The 23,540-nt window shown below is 60.6% G+C and carries 25 protein-coding genes; 4 read left to right on the top strand and 21 right to left on the bottom strand.

Annotation, left to right across the window (positions count from 1 at the left end):
* Positions 1–4: 4 nt before the first annotated feature.
* The 10 genes from paaD to paaF form a co-directional block, all read right to left on the bottom strand.
* A complete protein-coding gene (gene paaD, locus DM807_RS16865; RefSeq protein WP_012272260.1) occupies positions 5–538 on the bottom strand; it encodes a 1,2-phenylacetyl-CoA epoxidase subunit PaaD in 534 nt (177 codons plus the stop codon).
* Complete coding sequence (gene paaC / locus DM807_RS16860; protein ID WP_179027581.1) at positions 525–1,283, bottom strand: 1,2-phenylacetyl-CoA epoxidase subunit PaaC; 759 nt, start codon at positions 1,281–1,283, stop codon at positions 525–527. The genes paaD and paaC overlap by 14 nt, the downstream gene beginning before the upstream one ends.
* A gap of 8 nt (positions 1,284–1,291) precedes the next feature.
* Positions 1,292–1,573: a 1,2-phenylacetyl-CoA epoxidase subunit PaaB gene (paaB, locus tag DM807_RS16855; protein ID WP_004374528.1), complete on the bottom strand. Its 282-nt coding sequence runs from the start codon at positions 1,571–1,573 to the stop codon at positions 1,292–1,294.
* 25 nt (positions 1,574–1,598) lie between these two features.
* Positions 1,599–2,588: a 1,2-phenylacetyl-CoA epoxidase subunit PaaA gene (paaA, locus tag DM807_RS16850; protein ID WP_060492378.1), complete on the bottom strand. Its 990-nt coding sequence runs from the start codon at positions 2,586–2,588 to the stop codon at positions 1,599–1,601.
* A 205-nt stretch (positions 2,589–2,793) separates the two neighbouring features.
* Complete coding sequence (paaK, locus tag DM807_RS16845) at positions 2,794–4,113, bottom strand: phenylacetate--CoA ligase PaaK (RefSeq protein WP_012272257.1); 1,320 nt, start codon at positions 4,111–4,113, stop codon at positions 2,794–2,796.
* Positions 4,114–4,234: 121 nt separating this feature from the next.
* Entirely contained in the window at positions 4,235–5,455 is a 1,221-nt protein-coding gene (gene pcaF, locus DM807_RS16840; RefSeq protein WP_012272256.1) for a 3-oxoadipyl-CoA thiolase, read from the bottom strand.
* Positions 5,448–5,888 (bottom strand): hydroxyphenylacetyl-CoA thioesterase PaaI, encoded by a 441-nt coding sequence (gene paaI / locus DM807_RS16835; protein ID WP_012272255.1) that lies wholly within the window; start codon positions 5,886–5,888, stop codon positions 5,448–5,450. The genes pcaF and paaI overlap by 8 nt, the downstream gene beginning before the upstream one ends.
* Positions 5,881–7,398 (bottom strand): 3-hydroxyacyl-CoA dehydrogenase PaaH, encoded by a 1,518-nt coding sequence (gene paaH, locus DM807_RS16830; RefSeq protein WP_179027580.1) that lies wholly within the window; start codon positions 7,396–7,398, stop codon positions 5,881–5,883. The genes paaI and paaH overlap by 8 nt, the downstream gene beginning before the upstream one ends.
* A 2-nt stretch (positions 7,399–7,400) precedes the next feature.
* Entirely contained in the window at positions 7,401–8,192 is a 792-nt protein-coding gene (paaG, locus tag DM807_RS16825; RefSeq protein WP_012272253.1) for a 2-(1,2-epoxy-1,2-dihydrophenyl)acetyl-CoA isomerase PaaG, read from the bottom strand.
* A 33-nt stretch (positions 8,193–8,225) separates the two neighbouring features.
* Positions 8,226–8,999, bottom strand: coding sequence for a 2,3-dehydroadipyl-CoA hydratase PaaF (paaF, locus tag DM807_RS16820; RefSeq protein ID WP_060515272.1), 774 nt, complete (start codon positions 8,997–8,999; stop codon positions 8,226–8,228).
* Between the two features lie 354 nt (positions 9,000–9,353).
* Between paaF and paaY the strand changes: the two genes are divergently transcribed.
* Together paaY and paaX are read left to right on the top strand one after the other, a co-directional pair.
* On the top strand, positions 9,354–9,953 hold the full coding sequence (paaY, locus tag DM807_RS16815; protein WP_012272251.1) for a phenylacetic acid degradation protein PaaY: 600 nt from the start codon (positions 9,354–9,356) through the stop codon (positions 9,951–9,953).
* 77 nt (positions 9,954–10,030) lie between these two features.
* Complete coding sequence (gene paaX / locus DM807_RS16810; RefSeq protein ID WP_179027579.1) at positions 10,031–10,954, top strand: phenylacetic acid degradation operon negative regulatory protein PaaX; 924 nt, start codon at positions 10,031–10,033, stop codon at positions 10,952–10,954.
* Positions 10,955–11,091: 137 nt separating this feature from the next.
* On the opposite strand, the gene rfaD is transcribed toward paaX, so the two are convergent.
* From rfaD to DM807_RS16780, 6 genes are all read right to left on the bottom strand, one after another.
* Positions 11,092–12,123, bottom strand: a complete 1,032-nt coding sequence (rfaD, locus tag DM807_RS16805) for an ADP-glyceromanno-heptose 6-epimerase (protein WP_179027857.1) — start codon at positions 12,121–12,123, stop codon at positions 11,092–11,094.
* Between the two features lie 267 nt (positions 12,124–12,390).
* Positions 12,391–12,588: a hypothetical protein gene (locus tag DM807_RS16800; RefSeq protein WP_069942638.1), complete on the bottom strand. Its 198-nt coding sequence runs from the start codon at positions 12,586–12,588 to the stop codon at positions 12,391–12,393.
* A gap of 271 nt (positions 12,589–12,859) precedes the next feature.
* Positions 12,860–13,609, bottom strand: a complete 750-nt coding sequence (locus DM807_RS16795) for an amino acid ABC transporter ATP-binding protein (RefSeq protein WP_179027856.1) — start codon at positions 13,607–13,609, stop codon at positions 12,860–12,862.
* Between the two features lie 11 nt (positions 13,610–13,620).
* A complete protein-coding gene (locus DM807_RS16790; protein ID WP_012272245.1) occupies positions 13,621–14,280 on the bottom strand; it encodes an amino acid ABC transporter permease in 660 nt (219 codons plus the stop codon).
* Positions 14,281–14,289: 9 nt separating this feature from the next.
* Positions 14,290–14,937, bottom strand: a complete 648-nt coding sequence (locus DM807_RS16785) for an amino acid ABC transporter permease (protein ID WP_012272244.1) — start codon at positions 14,935–14,937, stop codon at positions 14,290–14,292.
* Positions 14,938–15,002: 65 nt separating this feature from the next.
* Positions 15,003–15,791, bottom strand: a complete 789-nt coding sequence (locus DM807_RS16780) for an ABC transporter substrate-binding protein (RefSeq protein WP_060494144.1) — start codon at positions 15,789–15,791, stop codon at positions 15,003–15,005.
* A gap of 287 nt (positions 15,792–16,078) precedes the next feature.
* Between DM807_RS16780 and DM807_RS16775 the strand changes: the two genes are divergently transcribed.
* Positions 16,079–16,519, top strand: coding sequence for an Lrp/AsnC family transcriptional regulator (locus DM807_RS16775; protein ID WP_012272242.1), 441 nt, complete (start codon positions 16,079–16,081; stop codon positions 16,517–16,519).
* A gap of 52 nt (positions 16,520–16,571) precedes the next feature.
* On the opposite strand, the gene DM807_RS16770 is transcribed toward DM807_RS16775, so the two are convergent.
* Positions 16,572–19,619, bottom strand: a complete 3,048-nt coding sequence (locus DM807_RS16770; protein ID WP_179027578.1) for an aminotransferase class III-fold pyridoxal phosphate-dependent enzyme — start codon at positions 19,617–19,619, stop codon at positions 16,572–16,574.
* A 143-nt stretch (positions 19,620–19,762) separates the two neighbouring features.
* Between DM807_RS16770 and DM807_RS16765 the strand changes: the two genes are divergently transcribed.
* Positions 19,763–20,203: an Lrp/AsnC family transcriptional regulator gene (locus tag DM807_RS16765; protein ID WP_021784634.1), complete on the top strand. Its 441-nt coding sequence runs from the start codon at positions 19,763–19,765 to the stop codon at positions 20,201–20,203.
* A 15-nt stretch (positions 20,204–20,218) separates the two neighbouring features.
* Here DM807_RS16765 and DM807_RS16760 read toward each other — a convergent pair whose 3' ends face one another.
* The 4 genes from DM807_RS16760 to DM807_RS16745 all read right to left on the bottom strand — a co-directional run bounded on the left by DM807_RS16760 (position 20,219) and on the right by DM807_RS16745 (position 23,490).
* Complete coding sequence (locus DM807_RS16760; protein ID WP_069942640.1) at positions 20,219–21,571, bottom strand: sensor histidine kinase; 1,353 nt, start codon at positions 21,569–21,571, stop codon at positions 20,219–20,221.
* Positions 21,547–22,212, bottom strand: coding sequence for a response regulator (locus DM807_RS16755; protein ID WP_179027577.1), 666 nt, complete (start codon positions 22,210–22,212; stop codon positions 21,547–21,549). Before DM807_RS16755 ends, DM807_RS16760 begins: the two co-directional genes overlap by 25 nt.
* 67 nt (positions 22,213–22,279) lie before the next feature.
* On the bottom strand, positions 22,280–22,705 hold the full coding sequence (locus tag DM807_RS16750; RefSeq protein WP_069942642.1) for a hypothetical protein: 426 nt from the start codon (positions 22,703–22,705) through the stop codon (positions 22,280–22,282).
* A gap of 20 nt (positions 22,706–22,725) precedes the next feature.
* A complete protein-coding gene (locus DM807_RS16745; RefSeq protein WP_069942643.1) occupies positions 22,726–23,490 on the bottom strand; it encodes a COG4705 family protein in 765 nt (254 codons plus the stop codon).
* Positions 23,491–23,540 lie beyond the last annotated feature (50 nt).

The raw sequence follows: 23,540 nt of genomic DNA, 5'->3' as shown, positions 1-23,540 counted from the left end.
CGGCTCAAATGCATTTGAAATAGTCGAACGGCTCCAGGCACTCGCGGCAGCGGTAAAGCGCCTTGCAGGCCGTGGAACCGAACTGGCTGAGCAATTCGGTATGGGTGCTGCCGCATTGCGGGCAGCACACCTGAGGCGCTTCGCCAAGCAGGCTGCGTTTGCTGGCGCTGCCTTGCGGCGGTGCGATGCCATAAGCACGCAGGCGCTCGCGGCCCAGCTCGCTGATCCAGTCAGTGCTCCAGGCCGGGGTCAGCCGGCGCTCAAGCGCTGGTGCGGCGAAACCGGCCTGTTCCAGCGCCTGGCGGATATCACCCTCGATCACCTCGGTGGCCGGGCAACCGGAGTAGGTCGGGGTGACCACCAGGTGCAGGTGGCCGGCCCGCCAGTCGAGGTCGCGCACGATCCCCAGGTCGACCACGCTGACCACCGGGACTTCCGGGTCCATGACCTGGCCCAATACCGCCCAGGCGCGTGCCAGGTCGCCCCCTTGCAGCGCCCGCGCACCGCGGTCGCCGGCAATCAGCTCACCAGGTTGCATCGGGGTAGGCCCTTGGCAGGAACTGCATCTCGGCCAGCAGCAGGCCCAAGTGCTCGGTGTGCAGCCCTTTGCGGCCATCCAGGTAGAAGTGGCTGGCGGCCTTGGGCAGCGGCAGCTCGACCGAAGTGAAGGTCGTTGTGACCTGTTGGAGCCAGGCGGCACCGACAGCGGCAGGGTTGGCGCCGATACCGGCTTCGGCCAAATGCACTTCGTTGTCGCTGCCGGTCGTGAGTTCGACAGTGAAACGCCACAGTGACGGGATAGCGGCGAGCATGCGCTGGCGGCTTTCTTCGGTGCCATCACCCAGGCGTTGTACCCACTCGCTGGAGCGGCGCAAGTGGTAGGTGACTTCCTTCAGGGCCTTGGCGGCGATGCCGGCGACACGCGCATCGCTGGACTCGACCAGCCCCTGAAGCACGGCGAAGTGCCAGGCGTCGTAGAGAAACTGCTTGGTCATGGTCACGGCAAAGTCGCCGTTGGGTTGCTCGACCAGCAGCAGGTTGCAGTAGGCGCGCTCGTCACGGCGCAAAGCCAGGGCATCGGCATCACGGCCGTCATCGAGCAGCTCGGCGGCATACTCCAGCCAGTTGCGCGCCTGCCCGACCAGGTCGAGGCCGACGTTCATCAAGGCCAGCTCTTCTTCGATGGCAGGCGCACGGCCACACCATTCGCAAAGGCGCTGGCCCTGCACCAGGGCACTGTCGCCGAGCAGCAGCAGGTAAGGAACAAGGGCTTCTTTATGCATGGCCAACCTCACATGTGTCCGACTTCGTCGGGCAGCTCGTAGAAGCTGGCATGGCGATAGACCTTATCGTCCGAGGGGGCGAACAGCGGGTCTTTCTCGTCGGGGGAGGAGGCGGTGATCAGCGCCGAAGGCACCACCCACAGGCTCACGCCTTCGCTGCGGCGGGTGTACAGCTCGCGGGCGTTCTCGATGGCCATGGCGGCATCGGCAGCGTGCACGCTGCCGACATGCTTGTGGTTAAGGCCGTGCTTGCTGCGCACGAACACTTCGTAGAGGGTCCAGACAGACATTTTCGATCTCCGCATCAATCGCCGCTCAGGCGGCGTTCTTGTTCTGTTGCTTGCGCGCGTAGGCCACGGCGGCCTCGCGTACCCAGGCACCGCTCTCGATGGCGTTGCGCCGAGTGGCGACACGTTCCAGGTTGCACGGGCCATTGCCCTTGATCACTTCGTAGAATTCGTCCCACTGGATTTCGCCGAAGTCGTAATGGCCGCGTTCGGCGTTCCACTTCAGCTCAGGGTCCGGGGCAGTGCAGCCAAGTAGCTCGAGCTGTGGCACGGTCTGGTCGATGAAACGCTGGCGCAGCTCGTCGTTGGTCTGGCGCTTGATCTTCCAGGCCATCGACTGGGCGCTGTTGGGCGAGTGCTCGTCGCTGGGGCCGAACATCATCAGCGCTGGCCACCACAGGCGGTTGATGGCGTCCTGGACCATGTCCTTCTGGGCCTGGGTGCCATGACGCATCATGGTCAGGAGCATTTCGTAGCCCTGGCGCTGGTGGAAGCTCTCTTCCTTGCAGATACGGATCATGGCGCGGGAGTAGGGGCCGTAGGAGGTGCGTTGCAGCACCACCTGGTTGACGATGGCCGCGCCATCTACCAGCCAGCCCACTGCGCCCATGTCGGCCCAGCTGAGGGTGGGGTAGTTGAAGATGCTTGAATACTTGGCCTTGCCGCTGTGCAGCTTGGCCACTTCTTCGTCGCGGTCGGCACCCAGGGTTTCCATGGCGCTGTACAGGTACAGGCCGTGGCCGGCTTCGTCCTGGATCTTGGCCATCAACTGCAGCTTGCGCTTGAGGCTGGGGGCGCGGGTGACCCAGTTGCCTTCGGGCAGCATGCCGACGATTTCCGAGTGGGCGTGCTGGGAGATCTGCCGGATGAGGGTTTGGCGGTAGGCCTCGGGCATCCAGTTCTTGGCTTCGATCTTGATTTCGGCGTCGATCTTTTCCTGGAAGTTGCGCTCCTCGGGGGACATTTCTTCCAGCGATTTGACGCGCTTGACTCCGGTTTCCACTAGCTGTGCGTACATGAGTTCAGACTCCTGCTGAGGCATGAGTCATTTTTAAGCGATACAAAACATAACGTCAAACTATTTTATGTGTATCGAATAAGATTTGTGTATCACATTGCCCACCGACGGGGGCTGCCTTGCAGGCCAATCGCGACGCAAGGCCGCTCCAACAGGCAAAAAAAAGCCCCGGACCATGCCGGGGCCGAAAAGGCAGCCGAATGACTCAGCTGGCCAACCGTTTGTCGAACACGTGGCACGCCTTGCCTTCTGAGCGCTTAAGCGTGCCGCAGGGTTGCAGGTGCACCTGGGTGCTGATGCCGATGTAGGTCTTGATCTGTTTGCTCAGTTCCCCGATAACCAGCTTGCGCTGGCCTTCATCGAGGTGCTGGCACTCCGCACGCAACTCCACATGCACCTCGACACTGTCCAGGTTGCCATTGCGATACAGATGAATCTCATAAAGCTCTGAAAGCTGTTTTATTTTTAATACCTGCTCCTCGATCTGCGTGGGGAACACGTTGACCCCGCGAATGATCAGCATGTCGTCACTGCGGCCGGTGATCTTGCCGATTCTGCGCATGGGCCGGGCGGTGCCGGGCAGCAGACGGGTAAGGTCACGGGTGCGGTAGCGCACCATCGGCAGCGCTTCCTTGCTCAGTGAGGTAAACACCAGCTCGCCCAGCTGGCCGTCCGGCAACACTTCGCCGGTGACTGGGTCGATGATTTCGGGGTAGAAGTGGTCTTCCCAGATGGTCGGGCCGTCCTTGGTCTCGATGCATTCCATCGCCACCCCTGGGCCCATGATCTCCGACAAGCCATAGATATCGAGGGCGTTGATACCCAGACGCTGCTCGATCGAGCGGCGCAGTTCATCGGTCCAGGGCTCGGCACCGAAAATGCCCAGGCGCAGCTTGAGGTCGTGCGGGTCGATGCCCTGGCGCTCGATCTCGTCGGCCAGGTTGAGCATGTAGGATGGGGTGACCATGATGATATCGGGCTGGAAGTCGCGAATCAGCTGCACCTGCTTCTCGGTCTGGCCGCCGGACATGGGGATGACTGTACAGCCCAGGCGCTCGGCGCCGTAGTGTGCACCAAGCCCACCGGTGAACAGGCCATAGCCGTAGGAAACATGTACCTTGTCGCCTTTGCGCCCGCCACCGGCACGGATCGAGCGGGCGACCACATTGGCCCAGGTGTCGATGTCGTTCTGGGTGTAGCCGACCACCGTCGGCTTGCCGGTGGTGCCACTGGAGGCATGCAAGCGCACCACGTCTTCCTGCGGCACTGCGAACATGCCGTAGGGGTAGTTGTCGCGCAGGTCGTTCTTGCCGGTAAAGGGGAACTTCGCCAGATCTTCAAGGCACTTGAGGTCATCGGGGTGGGCGCCGCACTCGGCAAAGCGCTGACGGTACAGCGGCACGTTGTCATAGGCGTGCTTCAGGCTCCAGCGCAAACGCTCCAGCTGATGCTGGCGCAGGGCGTCGACGCTGGCGGTTTCCATCGGGTCCAGCAGGGCACGATCGGCATCATGGTACATATTCATGGCTTCACTCGAATTGTTCTTGTACGCCGCGCGCCTGCGGTTGCAGGCCGCGCGGTGAGTGTCATGGAGGCAGCATATACGGCTGCGTTCAGTTCGGTAACAGGCGGATGGTGTGAACCGCTCAGAGGCGCTCGATGACCATGGCAATGCCCTGGCCAACGCCGATGCACATGGTGCACAAGGCGTAACGACCGCCCGTCTCTTCCAGCTCGTGCAGCGCCGTGGTCACCAGCCGCGCACCGCTCATGCCCAGCGGATGGCCCAGGGCAATCGCGCCACCGTTGCGGTTGACCCGCGCGTCGTCGTCGGTGAGGCCTAGCTCGCGCAACACGGCCAGACCTTGTGCGGCGAAGGCCTCGTTGAGCTCGATGACATCCAGGTCAGCCAGCGACAACCCAGTCATTTCAAGTACCTTGCGGGTTGCCGGCACCGGGCCGATGCCCATCAGCCGCGGCTCAACCCCGGCCACGGCCATGCCGAGGATGCGACCGCGCGCTTTCAGACCATGCAGGCGGGCAGCGTCGCTGCTGGCCAGTAGCAGGGCGCAGGCGCCGTCATTGACCCCTGAGGCATTGCCGGCGGTTACGCTCCCCCCCTCTCGGAATGGAGTACCCAGCTTGGCCAACTGCTCCAGCGTCGTGTCGCCGCGTGGGTGCTCGTCATGCTCGACCACTTTGGCCGGGCCTTTGCGCTGCGCAATCTCGACCGGCACGATTTCCCGGGCCAGGCGACCTCGGGCCTGCGCTGCGGCAGCCTTGTGCTGGCTGCGCAGGGCGAAAACATCCTGGTCGGCGCGGGAAATACCAAACTGCTCAGCCACGTTCTCGGCAGTTTCCGGCATCGAATCGGTACCGTAGGCGGCCTTCATCCGTGGGTTGACGAAACGCCAGCCGATGGTGGTGTCGAACAGTTCCGCCGTGCGGCCGAATGCCTGTTCCGACTTACCCATTACAAACGGCGCACGCGACATCGACTCCACGCCGCCAGCCAGCATCAGCCCGGCCTCACCACAGCGCAGGGCGCGGGCCGCATTGCCAATGGCATCCAGGCCAGAACCGCACAGGCGGTTGATGGTAGTCCCCGGCACTTCGAGCGGTAGCCCGGCCAGCAGGCTGGCCATGTGGGCCACGTTGCGGTTGTCTTCGCCTGCCTGGTTGGCGCACCCGAGGATCACGTCATCAACGGCCTTCCAGTCCAGTTCGGGGTGGCGCTGGATCAACGCCTTGAGCGGGACGGCCGCGAGGTCGTCGGTGCGAACGCTGCTCAAGGCGCCGGCATAGCGGCCAATGGGGGTGCGCACGGCGTCGATGATCAAGGCATCGGCGAGGGTCGGTTCAGTCATCTTGCGTCTCCTGCGCCAGCACGGTGCCGCGCACTTTGTAGGATTTGCCATGGAACATCGCCACCAGCTCACCGCGCTGGTTGTCGATGCGCACGTCGTACAGGCCGGTACGGCCTTTGCGGCTGACTTCGCTGGCGTGAGCGGTGAGCACGTCATCGCGCAATGCCGGGGCCAGGTAGTCGATGCTGCAGCCCAGCGCCACGGTGGCTTGGTCGTAGCTGTTGCAGGCGAAGGCAAACGCCGAATCGGCCAAGGCGAACAGGAAGCCACCATGACAGGTGCCATGGCCCTGAATCATGTCGGCACGTACCGGCATGCGCAGGCTGGCCCGGCCCGGCCCGGCATCCAACAGGCTGATGCCCAGGCCCTGAGTGGCCTGGTCGCGGGCGTACATGGCGTCGGCACAGGCTTGTGCCAGTTCCACTTCAGTCATGCAGGGTGCCTCCTTTGGCTTCGCAGCGGCGCAACAGCAGGGAAGGGCGGTAGCGACTCTCGCCATAGCTGCGTTGCAGGTTGTCCAGTACGCGCAGGGTGTGGCCAATACCGATGTTCGCGGCCCAGGCCAGAGGGCCGCAGGGGTAATTGACGCCGGCGCGCATGGCCAGGTCGATGTCGGCAGCGCTGCCGACACCCTGCAACACGGCATCGGCGGCTTCGTTGGCGAGCATCGCGACGGTGCGCAGTACCACCAGGCCTGGCAGGTCGGCGACGCCGGTCACTTTAAGGCCTGCGCGCTGCAGCAGGGCAACGGCTTGGTCGCGGGCACTTTCGCTGGTATCGGCCGACCAGCTAATGGCGATACGCGTGGCGCTGCCGTAGTCCAGCGCGAGGTCGAGCAGCACCAGGTTGCGCAGGCCGTCTTCACGGGCGCGTTGGCTGGCCAAACGGCCGTCGGACAGGGCCAGGGTGGCATCGCCCACCTGGATCAGGCCGCTGCCGGCGCGCTGGGTCAGGGCAATGCCGCTTTGGCGCAGGCGTTCGGCCAGCGGTTGCATCACGCCCAGGCAGCCCTCGACAACGCAGGCACCTGCAATGGCGAGGCTGTGCAGTTCGGCAGGCTGGGGGCGTTCGGCGCCCTCGGCATAGCTATAGAAGCCCTGGCCGGTCTTGCGCCCCAGGCGACCGGCGTCCACCAGTTCTTTCTGCACCAGTGATGGCTGGAAGCGGAAATCACCATAGAACGCATCGAAAACCGAGCAAGTGACAGCGTAATTGACGTCGTGGCCGATCAGGTCGGTGAGTTCGAACGCCCCCATGCGGAAGCCCCCGGCCTCGCGCAGCAGCGCATCGAGGCTGGCGCAATCGGCGGCACCTTCTTGCAACAGGCGCAGGCTTTCGGCATAAAACGGCCGCGCCACACGGTTGACGATAAACCCCGGTGTAGAGCGCGTGTGCACCGGCTGTTTGCCCCAGGCCTGGGCAGTGGCATAGATGCATGCGGCAACTGTCGGGGCGGTTGCCAGGCCAGACACCACTTCGACCAGCGCCATCAATGGAGCAGGGTTGAAGAAGTGCATGCCGACCACGTGCTGCGGGCGCTCAAGACCGGCAGCAAGGCTGGTGATGGACAGCGACGACGTGTTGCTGGCAAGAATGCAGTCGGCGCCGCACAGGGTTTCGAGCTGACTGAACAGCGCCTGTTTCACCTGCAGGTTTTCGACGATGGCTTCAATCACCAGGCCGGCATCGGCCAGAGCTTCGAGCGTATCGACCGGGCACAGACGGGCGCTGATCGCTTCCCGTTCAGCGGCCTGCAGCTTGCCCTTTTCCACTTGCCGGGCCAGCTGCCGATCAATACCCGCCACTGCCTGGGCAGCTGCCCCCGGGCGGTTGTCATAGAGCTTCACTGGGTGGCCGGCCTGGGCCGCCACCTGGGCGATACCGGCGCCCATGGCACCGGCACCGATCACCGCCACCTGCACATTGCTTGCGAGTGCGCTCATGTTCAGCGCCCCTTGAAAACTGGCGTGCGCTTGTTCATGAAGGCACTCACGCCTTCGCGGTAGTCCTCGCTGCGCCCGGCCAGGCGCTGCAGGTCGCGCTCCAGCTCCAGCTGCTCGTCAAACCCATTATCGAAACTGGCATTGAGGCTGCGCTTGATCAGCGCCAGGCCGTAGGTGGGCTGGGTGGCAAGCTGGCGGGCGAGGGCGAGGGCTTCGTCTCGCAGTGCGGCATCATCCACCACCCGGTGGATCAGCCCCCATTGCTGGGCCTGCTCGGCGCCAAGGCGCTCACCCAGCATGGCCAGGGCCTTGGCCCGCGCCATGCCAACCAGGCGCGGCAGCAGCCAGGTGCCGCCAGAGTCCGGCACCAGGCCGATCTTGCAGAAGGCCTGGATGAAGCTGGCGGAGCGGGCGGCCAGCACCAGATCGCAGGCCAGCGGGATATTTGCGCCAGCGCCGGCAGCCACGCCGTTGACCGCACAGATCACTGGCAGCGGCAGGTCGCGCAGGGTGCGCACCAGCGGGTTGTAGAACTTGTCGATCGACTCGCCCAGGTCCGGTATTTCGGCGCCGGGGGCAACGTTGCGGTCGGACAGGTCCTGGCCGGCGCAGAAGCCCCGGCCTTCAGCCGTCAGCAACAGCACCCGCGCTTCACTGCTCTGGCGTACTTGCTTGAGTGCTTCGCGCACCTCCATGTGCATGGCGGTGTTAAAGCTGTTCAGTTGCTCGGGGCGGTTCAATGAAAGGAGGGCAACGCCGTCCTCGATGGAAAACAGGATGTGCTGGAAAGTCATGACAACTCGCTCCGTCAGTCGAGGGAATGATGTTTAGCGGCCCTGGAAACGAGCCTGGCGCTTTTCCTGAAAGGCCCGGATGCCTTCGTCCCGGTCGGCGGTACCGGCCAGCAAGGTGAACGCATGGCGTTCGAAGCGCAGGCCGCTGGCCAGGTCGGTATCACCGGCCTTCAGTAGCGCCTCCTTGGCCAGGCGCACGGCAAGCGGCGCCTTGGCAGCGATGCTGCGGGCGACCTGCATGGCGCGCTCGACGGTAAGTTCGGGCTGGGAAATTTCGCTGACAAGGCCCGCCTGCTGGGCGTGGCGAGCGGTGATTGCTTCACCGGTCAGAACCATCTGCATGGCCAGCGGCTTACCGACGGCACGCAACAGGCGCTGGGTGCCGCCGGCACCGGGAATGATGCCGAGGTTGATTTCTGGCTGGCCGAAGCGGGCATCGGTGCCAGCGATGACGATGTCGGCGCACATCACCAGTTCGCAACCGCCACCCAAGGCGTAACCATTGACAGCGGCAATCAGTGGCTTGGTGAATGCAGCGATGCTTTGCCAGTGGGCTACGCGCGGATCATTGAGTATGCCGACCAGGTCGCGCTCGGCCATTTCCCGGATGTCGGCACCTGCAGCGAATGCCTTGGCGCTGCCGGTAATCACAACAGCGCCGATCTGTTCGTCGCCAGCGGCTGCCTGTAACGCAGCAGCCAGTTCTGCCAGTAGCTCGGTGCACAGGGCATTCAAGGCCTCGGGCCGTTGCAAGGTAATGAGCTGAACGCCGTGTTCGGGCGCCTGCACAGCGAGATATCGCGGCATGTCGGGTTCCTCTGGCTGCACGCACGGCACATCGTGGGGCCGGCATTTCTTGGAATTGTTTGCAGGGGCGTGATGCGGGATCACGACCAGGTGCGGCCAGTATATGCATTTCGCGATACATAAATGCAACATTCAAAAATGCATCTCGTATCCCTTTGTTGTATTTTTTGCCAGCATCATCGACCTTATAAATTCTTGATGAAACGTTTGATCAAGGCATTTAGGCAGACGATTTGCCACTTTCTTTCAGCTTACTTGGCCTGACTGAAGCGATACACGATCTACCCGGTTGACGACGAAATGTCTTGTGATACAAGATCGAATGGCATTTCAAATCATTTCAGGAGCTTTGCCATGCCTTGCTATCGACTGGACGGCCTGACGCCCGTGGTTCACCCCACAGCCTACGTGCACCCCAGCGCGGTCCTGATCGGTGACGTCATCGTTGGCCCTCGTTGCTACATAGGCCCTCTGGCGTCGCTGAGGGGCGATTTTGGCCGCATCGTGCTAGAGGAGGGCGCCAACCTTCAGGACACCTGCGTGATGCATGGCTTCCCAGGCGGTGACACCGTAGTGGAGCGCAATGGGCACGTCGGCCATGGTGCCGTGCTGCACGGATGTCGCGTGGGTGAGGACGCCTTGATCGGCATGAACGCGGTGGTGATGGATGGCGCCCACGTAGCGCCACGCTGCATCGTTGCGGCCACAGCGTTCGTCAAGGCTGGCTTCGAATGTGCCGTGCAGAGCCTGGTGATGGGTTCGCCGGCTCAGGTCAAGCGCCCATTGACCGATCAGGAGCTGGCCTGGAAGCAGCGCGGCACCGCGCAGTACCAGCATCTGGCGCAGCGTTGCATGAACAGCATGGTCGAATGCCCGCCGCTGGCCGAGGCAGAACCGGGGCGCCCACGCATGGAAGACTCCGGTGTCAGGCCCAAGGGCCAGGCAAGCGCATGAACCTGGCAGTGACACGCCATGGCCAGGCGGCCCGCCGCACAGGTATAGTCGGTGCTTTCTCCGCGCACAGTTCGCCCATGAGCAATCTTGCCCCACTGAACAATTTGATTACCCGCTTTCAGGAGCAGACGCCGATTCGCGCCAGCTCTCTGATCATCACGTTGTACGGCGATGCCATCGAGCCCCACGGCGGGACAGTCTGGCTAGGTAGCCTGATCAATCTGCTGGAGCCGATCGGCATCAATGAACGGCTGATCCGCACATCGATCTTTCGCCTGACCAAAGAAGGTTGGCTTACCGCTGAAAAGGTTGGCCGGCGCAGTTACTACAGCTTGACGGGCACTGGCCGCCGACGTTTCGAAAAAGCCTTCAAACGCGTCTACAGCCAGAGCCAACCCGCTTGGGACGGCGCCTGGACGCTGGTGTTGCTGTCACAACTCGAGGCTGGCAAGCGCAAGGCGTTGCGTGAAGAGTTGGAATGGCAGGGGTTCGGCGTCATGGCCCCGAACCTGCTGGGCTGCCCAAGGGCTGACCGTGCCGACCTGGCTGCCACGTTGCGCGACCTTGAAGCCAGTGACGACAGCATCGTCTTCGAAACCCACACCCAGGAGGTTCTCGCGTCCAAGGCCATGCGCGCTCAAGTGCGAGAAAGCTGGCGTATCGAGGAGCTGGGGGAGCAGTACAGCGAGTTCATCCACCTGTTCAGGCCGCTGTGGCAAGGTTTGAAAGAGCAACAACTGCTGGATGCGCAAGATTGCTTCCTTGCGCGCACACTGCTGATACACGAGTACCGCCGCCTGCTGCTGCGCGACCCGCAACTACCGGACGAGCTGCTGCCAGGAGATTGGGAAGGAAGGGCTGCGCGACAACTGTGCCGCAATCTCTATCGGCTGGTGTTTGCCAAGGCAGAGGAATGGTTGAACGCTGCGCTGGAAACCGCAGACGGACCATTGCCGGATGTGAACGAGAGCTTCTACAAGCGTTTTGGTGGGTTGGCCTGAAGAAAAAGTGCAGGCATTAACCTGACCTTTTATATAACTACGCTAAATGACTATTTAGTGTAGTTATCGTCAATAATTCACCAATAAATTGCACCAAAGCAGGTAAAAGCATCTGCCAACCACACAAATACGCAACATCAAGCTGCCGCCGCTTGCTTGAAAGGAGCGGGCGGCGGGCTTTGGTTACCCTGCAACCAGTCACAGTAGCGGGCCACGCCTTGCTGGACTGTCAATGTAGGCGCCTTGTAACCAGCAGCGCGCAAGCGCTCCAGGTCGGCACAGGTGTAGCACTGGTATTTGCCACGCAAATGATCAGGAAATTCGCTGTACTCCAGTACCCCCTCAAGCAAGGCCATATCAAGCGACAAAGGGGGTAGGTCTTGCCGTTCGCGCAGCCGATTGATCACAGCCAGAGCAACGTCGTTGAATGGCTGGGCACGACCACTGCCAACATTGAATATGCCACTGAGTTGTGGTCGCTCAAGGAAGAACATATTGACCTTGACCACATCCTCAACAGAGACGAAATCCCGCAGATGGCCACCGCTGGGGAAGCCCCCATAGCTACCGAACAAGCTGACTTTTCCGCGAGCCTGGTACTGATTGAAGCAGTGCAAGGCCACTGAGGCCATCGGGCCTTTATGCTGCTCATGGGGCCCGTAGACATTGAAATAACGCAAGCCTACGACCTGGCTGCGAGCCGCCGTCAGTTGCCGGCGCACCTGTTGATCGAACAGAAACTTGGAATAGCCATAGACGTTCAGCGGGCGTTCACACTCACGCTGTTCGCTAAAGATGCGTCCTGCGCCGTATACGGCGGCCGATGATGCATATAGCAGCGGGATTTCCTGGTGCTGTGCAGACGTCAGCAACTCACGGCTGAACCGGTAGTTGTTGTCCATCATGAAACGACCGTCGCCTTCGACGGTGCTTGAACACGCACCCTGGTGCAGAACGGCGCGCACCTTGCCAAACTGGCCGCGACCGAACCGGTCGAGAAAATCGTCCTTGTCCAGGTAATCGGCAATTTCACTGTCGGCCAGGTTGCTGAACTTGTCGCCATCGGTCAGATCGTCGACGGCAATGATATTGGTCTCGTTGCGTTGGTTGAGTGCCTGAACGAGATTGCTGCCGATGAATCCCGCGGCGCCGGTTACGATGATGGTCATGCCAGATTCCCCGTGAGGGTGCGGAGCCCGCATTTTACTCAAGGCAATGTGAGCCAACCTTAACCTGGATCAATTAAGCCAACGGTTTGAATGAGTGAGGAGCTTGTGCTGGCTTAACATCTGGCCGTCCACGGTACGGCACTGAAATATGAAGTTACTCATAATGCATATTATGTTAAATCGTGTATTTGAGGGTTCGCCACAGGTGATTTGATCGCTCAACAAACTCCGGAGCCGGCCCGGTATATCCACCGGGCCGGTACGCAATCACAGATTGGCAAGCACGCGATCAATGACTGCGAGCACTTCGCCCTCGCGTAGTTGCTCAGTCACCGCAACGATATCGGCGTAGAACGCGCGGTCTTCATTGGCCACTGGCACGCGCAGGATCTCGATGGCTAGCACCGACTCCAGCTTGCGCGACACTTGGTACGCCTTTATGGCTGCGTTGAAGGCAAAGCTCACCGGGTCTTCTTGGTTGCCACATCGGAGATCTTCGCCAGGTTGGTCATTGCGTTGCACAGCGTGTCCGCCGCCATATGGCCGCGGCCACGTCCGCCGCCTGGGCCGCCTGGTTGGCGTTAGTGAATTGTGCGATGCGTGGTGGAACCATTACTGATCAGGATTTGGTATGCCGGCTTATTGGCCAAACGCGGGGTTTGCTTCTGCACATCCCCTAGGTATCTGGAAGCGACAACTTAAAAAATAGGAGGCTTCGACTCATTTTTCCGGTGAACTAGCGGTCATGCAGATGCTTTTTCAGAAAAGCCCGGGTGCGGTCCTGAACTGGGTTGCTCAGGATTTTACTCGGAGTACCCTGCTCCACGACCACCCCGCCATCCATGAACACAATCTGATCGGCCACCTCCCCCGCGAAACGCATCTCGTGGGTGACGATCAGCATGGTCATGTGTTCGGCCGCCAGTTGCTTCATGACCAGGTTCACTTCCTCCACAAGCTCGGGGTCCAGCGCCGAGGTCGCCTCATCGAACAACATGACCTTGGGTTGCATGGCCAGCGCACGGGCGATGGCAACACGCTGTTTTTGCCCCCCAGACAAACGTGATGGGTACTCGTCGATCTTGTTAGCCAACCCGACCTTCTGCAAGTACTCCAGGGCTAACGCCCTGGCCGCACTTTTCGAGTAGCCTTTCAACTTCACAGGCCCTATCGCGATGTTTTCACAGACGGTAAGGTGCGGGAACAGGTTGAAGTGCTGGAACACCATGCCCATCTGTTGGCGCACCCGGTTGATATGCTGTTCGAAGGCGCGGCCTTTCAAGGGCCGGTTGACCTGATCGCCGTCAAGCCAGACCTCACCACCATTAAGCACTTCGAGATGATTGATCGAGCGCAGCAAGGTACTTTTACCCGAGCCGCTGGGGCCAATGATGGCGACAATCTGCCCACGCGACACCGACAGGTCGATACCCTTGAGCACTTCAAGTGCACCGTAGGCTTTACGAGCGCCCTTCACTTCCACCATAACGTTGTTGTTCATCGTGACATCTCGACCTTTGCTTCAATAAGATGCAACCCAGCCTCGAGCACCAGGTTGGCCACGTAGTAGATCACCGCCACGGCGATGTAGAACTCAAAGGGGCTGTACGTTTCGCTGACTGCCAGTTGGGCGCTGTAGACCAGTTCGGCGATACCAATGATCGATACCAGCGACGTGTCTTTGAGCAAGACAATGAGGTTGTTCCCAAGCGGCGCAATGGTTTTTCTGAGCGCCTGCGGAACGATGATGTAGCGCTGGGTCATTGCCTTGCTCAGGCCAATCGAGCGCGCGCCTTCTATCTGGCCAGGGTCAACTGCCTCGATCCCCGACTTGATCACATCAGCGTTGTACACCGCAAAGTGCAGGCTCAGCCCGATGATTCCGGCAGCCAGCGCCGGAATATCGATTCCCACCTGAACCAACCCGTAGTAGATCAAATACAGTTGCAGCAACAAGGGCGTGCCCATCAACAGCCAGGTGACGAAACGCACAGGCAATGCCATGGCCCTGGGCGCATACAAGTCGATCAGGGCAAACAGCACGCCCACCACCACGCTGATGACACTGGAACAGAGAAACATGACAACCGTCCACCACAGGCCGGTCGCCAGCATTTCATAGTAAGGCGTGATGACACTCAGGTTTAATCCTTCCACGGGTACTCCTCACTTGGTCGCGTATCGCCGGTCCAGTACTTCCACCAAGTACTTGACCGAGTAGACCATGACGATATAAAGCAACGCCGACACCATGAATATCTCGAACGGTTTGTAAGTTGAGCTGATGAAGCGCTGCGCGGTATATGTCAGTTCAACAACCGAAATGGCCGACACCAGGGCAGAGCCCTTTATCAGGCCAATGGCATTGACGCCAAGCGGCCTGATCATGAGTTTCAGTGCTTGTGGAATGATGATGAACAACAGCGTCTGCCTGCGGCTGAAACCAATTGACCGTGCGCCCTCCTCCTGGCCAGGGTCGACGTTGTCGATAGCACCTCTGATGGACTCGGACATATACGCAGCGATATTCATGCCTAAGCCGATCACCGCAGCAGAGAATGGCTCCAGCTCTATGCCTATCTGTGGCCCGCCAAAGTAGATAATGAACAACTGCACGAGGCAGGGCGTACCGCGAAATACGCTGACGTAAATCTTGGCTGCCCATCGCAGGATAATGACTGGCGATAACCTGCCTGCCACGAGAATGATTGCCAGGCCCAAACCCAGTAATAATGAAAGTAATGAAATTTGCACAGTTACCCAAGCGGCTTCCATGAAAAACGGGTAGGTACGGAGGATCAATGACAGGTCCATAAAAACCACTCACAAAGTTCAGCCAACCTGGCCCAACCTGTCGGCCAGGCCACTGCAGGTGTGCATCAGCGGATGTCGCTACCCACCCATCTCATGGAGATTTCTTTATAAGTGCCATCGGCCAGGATCTCGTCCAGGGCCTTCTGCAACTGGGCCTTGAGTTCAGGGTTGTTCCTGCGGATGGCAATGCCGAGGCCTTCACGGCCACCCTGCTCGTCGGGCAGGTTGATGATGCGCACTTTCTGACCGGTTTCCTTTACCGCAACCATGACCGGAATGCTGTCCATCACTACCGCATCGATACGCCCGGCATCCAGGTCGACCAGCATTTCCGGCAACCCTTTATAGGTGCGCACTTTAAGATTGCCGCGAGCACGCGCCCATTTGTCATGCGAGTCGCCCAAGGTAACGCCAACGGTGACGTCCTTGAGGTCATCCAGCCCCTTGATCGGAGAGCCTTCCTTTACACCGATGGTACGGCCTGCATGGTAATAAGGCCCCACGAAATCAACGGCTTTCAGCCGCTCGGGAGTAATGGTCATCGAAGCGATGACGGCGTCATACTTTTTGGCTAACAGCCCGGCAATAATGCCGTCGAAGGGGGTGGTGATGATTTTTATCTTTACACCCAAGCGCTGGGCGAGTGCTTCACCAATGGAGGCGTCGAAACCCACAATTTCATTCTTTTCGTTGGCGAAACTGAAGGGAGCGTACTGGCCGCTCATGGCCACGCGCAGTGTTTTTGATTCTTGAACTGCCTGCAAGTCATCGGCCTGCGCCACGCCCTGAGAGAACAATGCAATTACTGCCACTGCGCTGGATGCAAGTAGCATCCTGGTTTTTCTTACCCGCATCGAGGCACTCCTTGGAAGTTTGTATTTCTTATTGTCTGGGGCGCTGATGGCCCCTCCTTCACAAAGAGCTTTGCACACGGACACCTTGAAATCACCCTGCAATGTGCGTGTTCGGGTGGCACATTGCCGGGATCGACCGACATAATGTCGGCGCTACTTCGACCGGTTTCAAAACTGGAGTAGTGTCTTGCAATGCACCAAAAACTAGCAAGTATTCGGCTGGCGTGCCTCCTGCACTTCACTGGGGCATCCGGCCATTTACCGGTGAACAGGCAGGAGTGCCAGCATTGCGCGAATTAGACATCAAAGATCGGGAAATCCTCGAGATACTTTCCAAGGAAGCACGCGTGGCACTCAAAGCGCTGGCGGCAAGAATCGGCCTGTCGCGAAGTGCTACCAGCGAGCGGGTTTTGCAGCTGGAGCGTAGCGGGGTCATTCGCGGCTACCGTGCCGACATTGGTGAAATCGATGCCAATGTAATACGGGCGATTATCCTGGTAGCACTGAAACGTACACCAGCACTCGGGCTGCTGGACCTGCTGGCACAAAACGCCCAGGTGAAACGGGTTTCATCGGTCAGCGGGCAACTCGACCTGGTGGTCGAAGTAGAGGCGAGGACGATCGATGACTTGAACCGGGTACGAGACGCTGTGGCGTGCCATGACTCTGTAGACGACATCACTACGGCGGTGGTGCTACGGCGCGATATTGACCGCCAAAAAGCCTGAGCACACGACAAAGGGCGTGCCCCTCGGCACGCCCTCCTGCCCAGCCGATAGGCTATTTCAGCGCTGCGATGAAGCTGTCTTTCAGCACCTCGAGCAGGAAATCGGCATTGGCCCGGCTGAAAATCATTGAAGGCCGCATTTTCAACACATTGTCATGCGGGCCCTCGGTGCCGATCAACACGCCGCGCTCCCTGGCGCCGTCGGCTACTTTCCTGGCCAAGGCCGTGGCCGGCACCTTCGACTGACGGTCAGTGACCAGCACAATGCCGAGGAACAGGCCCAGGCCGCGCACATCACCAATCACATCAAATTGCTGCTGCAGCTTGCGGAAACCATCGAGCAGGTAATTGCCAACGTTCAAGGCATTTTCCTTCAACTGGTCGCGCTCGATCGCATCGAGCACTGCCAGGCCTACCGCGCACGACACAGGGTTGCCGGCGAAGGTATTGAAATACTCCATACCGTTGTTGAAGGCATCGGCAACCTCGCGCGTGGTCACGACCGCCGACATCGGGTGGCCGTTACCGATCGGCTTGCCCATGGTGACAGCATCCGGCACTACGCCCTGAGTCTCGAATGCCCACCAGTGGCTGCCGACGCGGCCAAACCCGACCTGTACCTCATCGGCCAGGCACAGCCCACCTTCGGCGCGCACCATGGCGTATACCTCCTGCAGGTAGTGTTCGGGCAGGAACACCTGCCCCGCCACGCTGGGAATCGACTCGGCAAGGAAAAAGGCGGGCTTCTTGCCTGCCTTGCGCATGGCATCCAGTTGCTCTGCTACCGACTCGGCAAAGCGCTTGCCGTGCTCTTCCACTGGCCAATGCTCGGGCGCGTAGTAGCTGTCCGGGACCACCGCCTCGTAAACATGCGCCGCCCTGCCTTTGCCGGCCTTGCGCTTGTACTTGTATGGGCTCAGGTCGATGAGCTCCTGGGTGGTGCCGTGGTAGGCCCAGTCCAGCACGATTGCCTGGTCACTGCCTGTGTAGTTGCGCGCCATGCGCAGCATCAGGCTGTTGGCTTCACTGCCCGAACAGCCAAAGGACGCAACGCAAAGCCCCTCTGGCAAGGTGCCGGTCAGGCGTTCGGCGTATTCGACGATGTTGTCATGAAGGTAGCGGGTATTGGTGTTCAGTCGCGCAGCCTGACGGGTCAAGGCTTCGACCACATCGGGATGGCTATGGCCCAGGTGGCAGACGTTATTGAAGCAGTCCAGGTAGGCCCGCCCGAAGTTGTCGATCAGCCATACGCCATCGCCACGCACGAACTTGATCGGGTCAGTGTACGAAATTGACAGGTTCGGTAGCAGCAACTCCTTGCGCTTGGCAATGATCTGGGCCTTGGTCATGCCCTGCTGGTCGTAGGTCTCTGGCGGAATGCCGGCCAACATCGAGGCATCAGGGAACAAGTCAGCCCACACGTCACGGTACTCTGGCTCACCAACGCCAATGACCTCGCTCGCGGTCAGCTGGGTATCGGTGGCCATCTGTAGATGCAGGTGGGGGATCCAGCCGCCATTTTCATGGTCGGTGCCCATGTAACCGACCAGGTCGCCAGCCTCTAGCTTGTCACCGGCTTTCAAGCGGCCGAGCGCCTCATGGGCCATGTGCCCCCACAAGGTCAGAAATGGCGGGCAACCTGCCGGTGCGTGCTCGATCATCACCAGGCCACCATACCCAAGCGGGTCTGGTTCTACCTCGACGCTTCTGACGGTGCCGGCGACCGGTGCGTACAAAGGCGTACCCGCCGGCATCACCAGGTCGACCCCCACATGCAAGGTACGGCGCTGCCCCTTGATGAAACGGGACTCAAAAGCACTGTCGGTATAGATGGTGCGCAACTCGCCCCATGGCCCGATGGCCAGCGGCACCTTGTGCGCGGCAGAGAACGTGTCCCACCAGCGGGTCGCATCCGCAGGACGTTGCTCGGCCGAAGCGATGGTCATTTCGTGGCTGGCGTCGCCAAACGGCGCGATCACTTTGTTGAGGATGGCGGCTGAAGGGCGCACCAGGTCGGCGAACGCTTTGTGGTTATCCGCAATCCAGCGGCGGATTTCCCCGGCACCGTCGATGGCATCGAAACCACAGGCCTTGCGCAGGATGCCGGTGGCCAGCCGTGGGTTCATCGCATCAAGCTGTTCCAGCAGGCGCCAGGCAGGTGCTTCACTGATCGCCAGGTAGGGATTGTCGCCTGCCTGATCGTGCCGCGAAGCAGAAAACGTCACGCTGATGACCAGGCGCATGGCAATCAGGTTGAACAGCACATCAAGCTCTTGCGCTTGCAGCGGGTACTTTTCATGGAAGCCGGCCACCAGCGCAGCAGCAGCGCCGATCGGGTCGTCCATGTCGAGAATGGCGTAAGCGCTGGCGATCGCGACTTCGGCAATCAGCACGCTATGCACTGCGTCGCCAAAGTCGATGAAGCCAGTCACGTTGCTGGTGGATTCGGCATCGACCAGAATGTTCCAGTCGTTGGCGTCGTTGTGGATCACCTGGGCGCGAAGTGAAGCCAGCCTGGGCTGGACAGTCTGCTCGAACTGGGTGATGAAACGTTCGGCAATGGCCCGCCGCTCGGGGCTCTTGATGCAGTGCAGGCGTGATCGAGCGCGCGCCGCATGGCGCAGGTCCCAGTCCAGTTCACGAACGGCGCCCGGGTGCATGAAGCCCTGCAGGGCGCGGTCAAGCTCACCGAGTGCCTGGCCGAAGTTTCTCATCAGCGCAAAGGAGCGCCTGGCCTCGGCGAGCGGCGTGCCGGCCAACCAGCTGACCAGGCGCACCGCGTGCTGTTCACCTGTGGCGCTGGTCACCGTCGGTAGGTAATCGCCCGCCACGCTGGCCCGCAGGTGGGGCACGCCCAAGTGCGCGCCATGCACGGCCAGGTGATCGAGCAGCGCGGTTTGAAACTCGCTTTCTACCCTGGGCTCGCTGGCATTGACGATTTTCAGGATCCAGCCTGCATCCATGCCCGTCTTCAGCCGGTAGTTGCGATCACGCTCCCCGTCCAGGGGCGTTGCAATGCCGGTGACATTGAAGAAATCTTTTGCAAGGCCCTCTGCATCGCTTGCCGAAAACCGAGGTGCCGGGTGGGAAAGGTCTGTCATATCATCACGTTCCGAGCGAGCAAATTGTTTTTTCAATAGCTTGTCATGCACCACCGAAACCGACACCCTGCATACGGTCGGGATCGACAGGCATTATGCCGGTTCCGGCCGGCATAAAGACGGCGAGCTTATTGGGTGGTGCAATGCGTGACCTGGACGCAAAAGATCGTGAGATTCTTGAAGTACTTTCGAAAGATGCGCGTATTGCGCTGAAGGCGTTGGCCGGCCGCATAGGCCTTTCCAGAAGCGCCACTACCGAGCGCGTCGCCAACCTTGAGCGCAGCGGGATCATCCGTGGCTATCGGGCGGACATCGGCGAAATAGACGCCAACGTGATAAGGGCGATCTTGCTGGTGACGTTGCAGCGCACACCTGCCATGGGGCTGCTCGACCAGCTGGCAACGGACGCGCGCGTGCGGCGGGTTTCATCGGTGAGCGGGCAGCTTGACCTGGTGGTTGAAGTGGAGACCCGGACAATCGACGACCTCAACCAGGTACGCGACAATGTGGCACGTCACGAATCAGTGGATGACATTACCACGTCGGTGGTCCTGCGCCGGGATATCGACCGTCAGGGCGCCTGACACCCTGACGGATCGTCAACCGCTGTTTGTCACCCAACGCAAACATACCCGCCAGCCCTGGCGGCGCGCCGCATCGGTGTACCCCACGTCCACCTCGCCTGCGCAACGCTGAACAATGGTCCGTACTATCGACAGCCCCAGGCCGGAGCCTTCCCCCACCGAGCCAGTGCCACGATAGAACGGGTCGAACACGCGCTCCCACTCTTGCGGGTCAATGCCCGGGCCATCGTCGCTGACACTGAGCGTGACTTGGCCGACGCCCTGCTCCACACGCAGGTCGACATGGCCCGCCACAGGGGCATGGCGAATGGCGTTCTCGACCAGGTTGCTGATCACGGTTCTCAACTCGACTTCGCGTATGGGCAAGCGTGCATCGTCACCTTCCAGGCCAATGTCGAGCTGCTTCTGCTCGGCCAAGGGCATCAGATCTTCCAGCACCCGACGGCAGACTTCATGCAGGGATACCGCAGGTGTCGGCAGCGCGCCGAGCTGGGCGCTCGCCAACGCCAACAGTTGCTCGATGAGCTTGCGGCTTCTGGCGATACCAAGCCGCAGTTGGGCCACTTGGGCCTGGGCGCGGGCCGTCATTGCTTCGGGTTCAAGGCCTTCCACCTGCAGTGAAAGGGCTGTAAGGGGGGTGCGCAGTTCATGGGCTGCATCGGCGACAAAGCGCTTCTGGCTCTCCAGGGTGCGGGCAACACGCGCCAGCAGCCGGTTGATTGCCTGGATGAAAGGGCGTATTTCGATAGCCAGCATACGCTCATCAATCGGCCGCAGGTCCTGATCATCACGGCGGTCGAGCATTGCCGCCAAACTCGCGACAGGCCTGAACAGCTCGCGAATCAGGTTGGCCACCACCACCAGCAAAATGGCAAAGAGGATGGCGAATGGCAGCAATGCACGCCATGCGCTATCGCGGGCATCGCGATTACGGCTGTCAATTTCCTGCGCAACGGCAAAACGCTTGCCGGAAGAATCGGTGTTCACCAGCACACGGAAAGGTTCGTTGCCGACATTTACGGTAGTCAAGCCATTGGCCACAGCGCCCGGAATGGGCAACGGCAACAGGCTGTCATCAGCATGGCTGACGGCCTGTCCATCAGCCAGATACTGGATGACGATGCGGGTTTCTTCATCGTCGCCTGGGACAGAATGCTCGTTGGCTGGGTAATGAAATGCCAAGCCTTGGCGCATGTACAATGCCGCAACCTGGCGCAGGCTGTTGTCCTGCAGCTCAAGCGCCTCATCGAAGGCCGAGAAGTAACTGAATACCCCACTCATTGTCGCAACCAGCAGTATCGCCAGGGACAACCCTAGCGACAGGCGTAGCTGCAGGGACTGGTTCAGGCGCCTTTTGAGACCATCCATCCCAACCCCCTGATATTGCGAATCACATCCTTGCCCAGCTTGCGGCGCAAGGCATGGATGAGAAACTCCACCGCGTTGCTTTCAACCTCGTTACCCCACCCGTATAGCCGGTCCTCCAGTTCTGCCCGCGACAGGATCGCCCCCGGGCGGATCAGTAATGCCTGAAGCAAGGCGAACTCTCGGTTGGAAAGCTGAACAGGCGGCTGAGCCATCACCCTGGCGCATTTGCTGACAAGGTCCAGGCTGACCGTGCCGTTGCCCAGCTCAGGGGTTGCACGCCCGCCTTTGCGCCGCATGACGGCGCGCATCCTGGCAAGCAATTCGGCCATTTCAAAGGGCTTTTGCAAGAAATCATCCGCCCCGCCATCCAGCCCGCGCACGCGCTCATCAAGCTCCGCGCGCGCGGTAATGATCAGCAGGGGAACGGGGTTGTCGGCGGCACGCAGCTGTTGCAGCAATTGCAGCCCATCTTGTCCGGGCAACCCCAGGTCGAGCAGCACCTGGTCGTAGGCCTGCGTGCGCAAGGCCGCCTCTGCGGTCGGGCCATCGGCTACCCAGTCCACCGCGTAACCCGCTGTTGCCAGCGCGTCCTGCAGTGCCTGGGCAATCATGCTGTCATCTTCGACCAGTAACACCCGCATTGCCTTCCCCAAAATGAGCACGTGATGGAACAATAGCCGAGTGCACGGTGACTGATTGCGCCTCGCTTCAACCTTGTCGTGGCCTTTGCAGGTTGTCGAAAGCTTTCAACAGGGCATCCATTGCCGCTTTGCAGTCATCCTGCTGCGGCTGGCCTGCACGCAGTGCATCGAGTGCCCGATCGATAGCCTTGTCCAGTACATGCCAGTCGCTGGCCGCGCGTGGCTTGATCCCGGCCTCGGCGTCGTCCCAGCTTTTTTCCAGGTCTTTGATGCGGGCCTTGGCAGCAGGCAGGTCCTGGGCATCGACCTTGGCCGCCACGTCCTCGGCAATGGCCCGGAAAGGGCTGAGGTCGCCCAGCTTGGTCGCTGCTTGGGCACCCGCAGGTGCCTGCTGTGTTTGTTGTTGATCCGGCTTGGAACACCCTTGGGTTAGCAGCAAGCCAAACGTGCAGGCGATTGCCAACGTCGCTATGCGTAAACGATGCGAAATCATGGGTAACTACCTTTTTTTGATCAACGGGCGAGCCGTTTGGACTGTTCGGCGCTGAACTGGGCAACGCCGACCAGGATGAAGATGACGCAAAGGAACAGTGCACTGGTCCAGGTGGCCCCCATGCCGAGGCCGCCATATGCGTGCGATTGAGTCAGCAGGTCGCCCAGGGAAGCACCAAGTGGTCGAGTCAGTATGTAAGCCACCCAGAACACCAGCACCGTACTGGCGCCCAGTCGCCAGGCGAGCACGCAAACGGCGATCAATACGGCAAAGATCACCACGCCGATATCAAAGCCAAGCCCCAACGCTTCGGTAGCCAGGTCACCGCCAGCAGTGCCTAGCGCGAAAGTACAAAGCACGGTGGTCCAATAGAAAAGCTCGCGCCTGGCGGTAACGATCTCGCGTATCGACAGGTTGCGCTCCAGCACGTACCAGATCGCAAAGTTGGCAGCCAGCAACACCGAGAAAAACGCTGTGCTGGCGTAAAGGCTGATGTCCAGCTCGTCGGTCAGGATGTCGGTGATCTGGGTGCCCAGAATGCTCACCAGCACCACGCACAGCCAGTAAATCCAGGGTTCACAGTGGCGCTTGCGCAACTGCAAGGCCAACGCACCCGCCAGCAGCACGGCCATCACCGCACTGGTGATGGCCAGCCCCCAGCCTACGTCGACGGCGAGAAAGTCGGCGAATGTTTCGCCCACCGTGGTGGACATGATCTTGATGATCCAGAAGGACAGCGTCACTTCCGGTACTTTGTTGAGCCAAGTGCTGTTCGGCGCATTCATCGAGTAACCTCCTCAGGTTCCAAAGGGGTATCCGAGTGCGAGGTTACCGT

Origin of the sequence: Pseudomonas hunanensis (assembly GCF_013393325.1) — a bacterium.
Classification (GTDB): Bacteria; Pseudomonadota; Gammaproteobacteria; order Pseudomonadales; family Pseudomonadaceae; genus Aquipseudomonas; species Aquipseudomonas putida_P.
The sequence above is the reverse complement of the archived record's forward strand: the minus strand, read 5'-3'. Positions and strand labels throughout refer to the sequence as shown.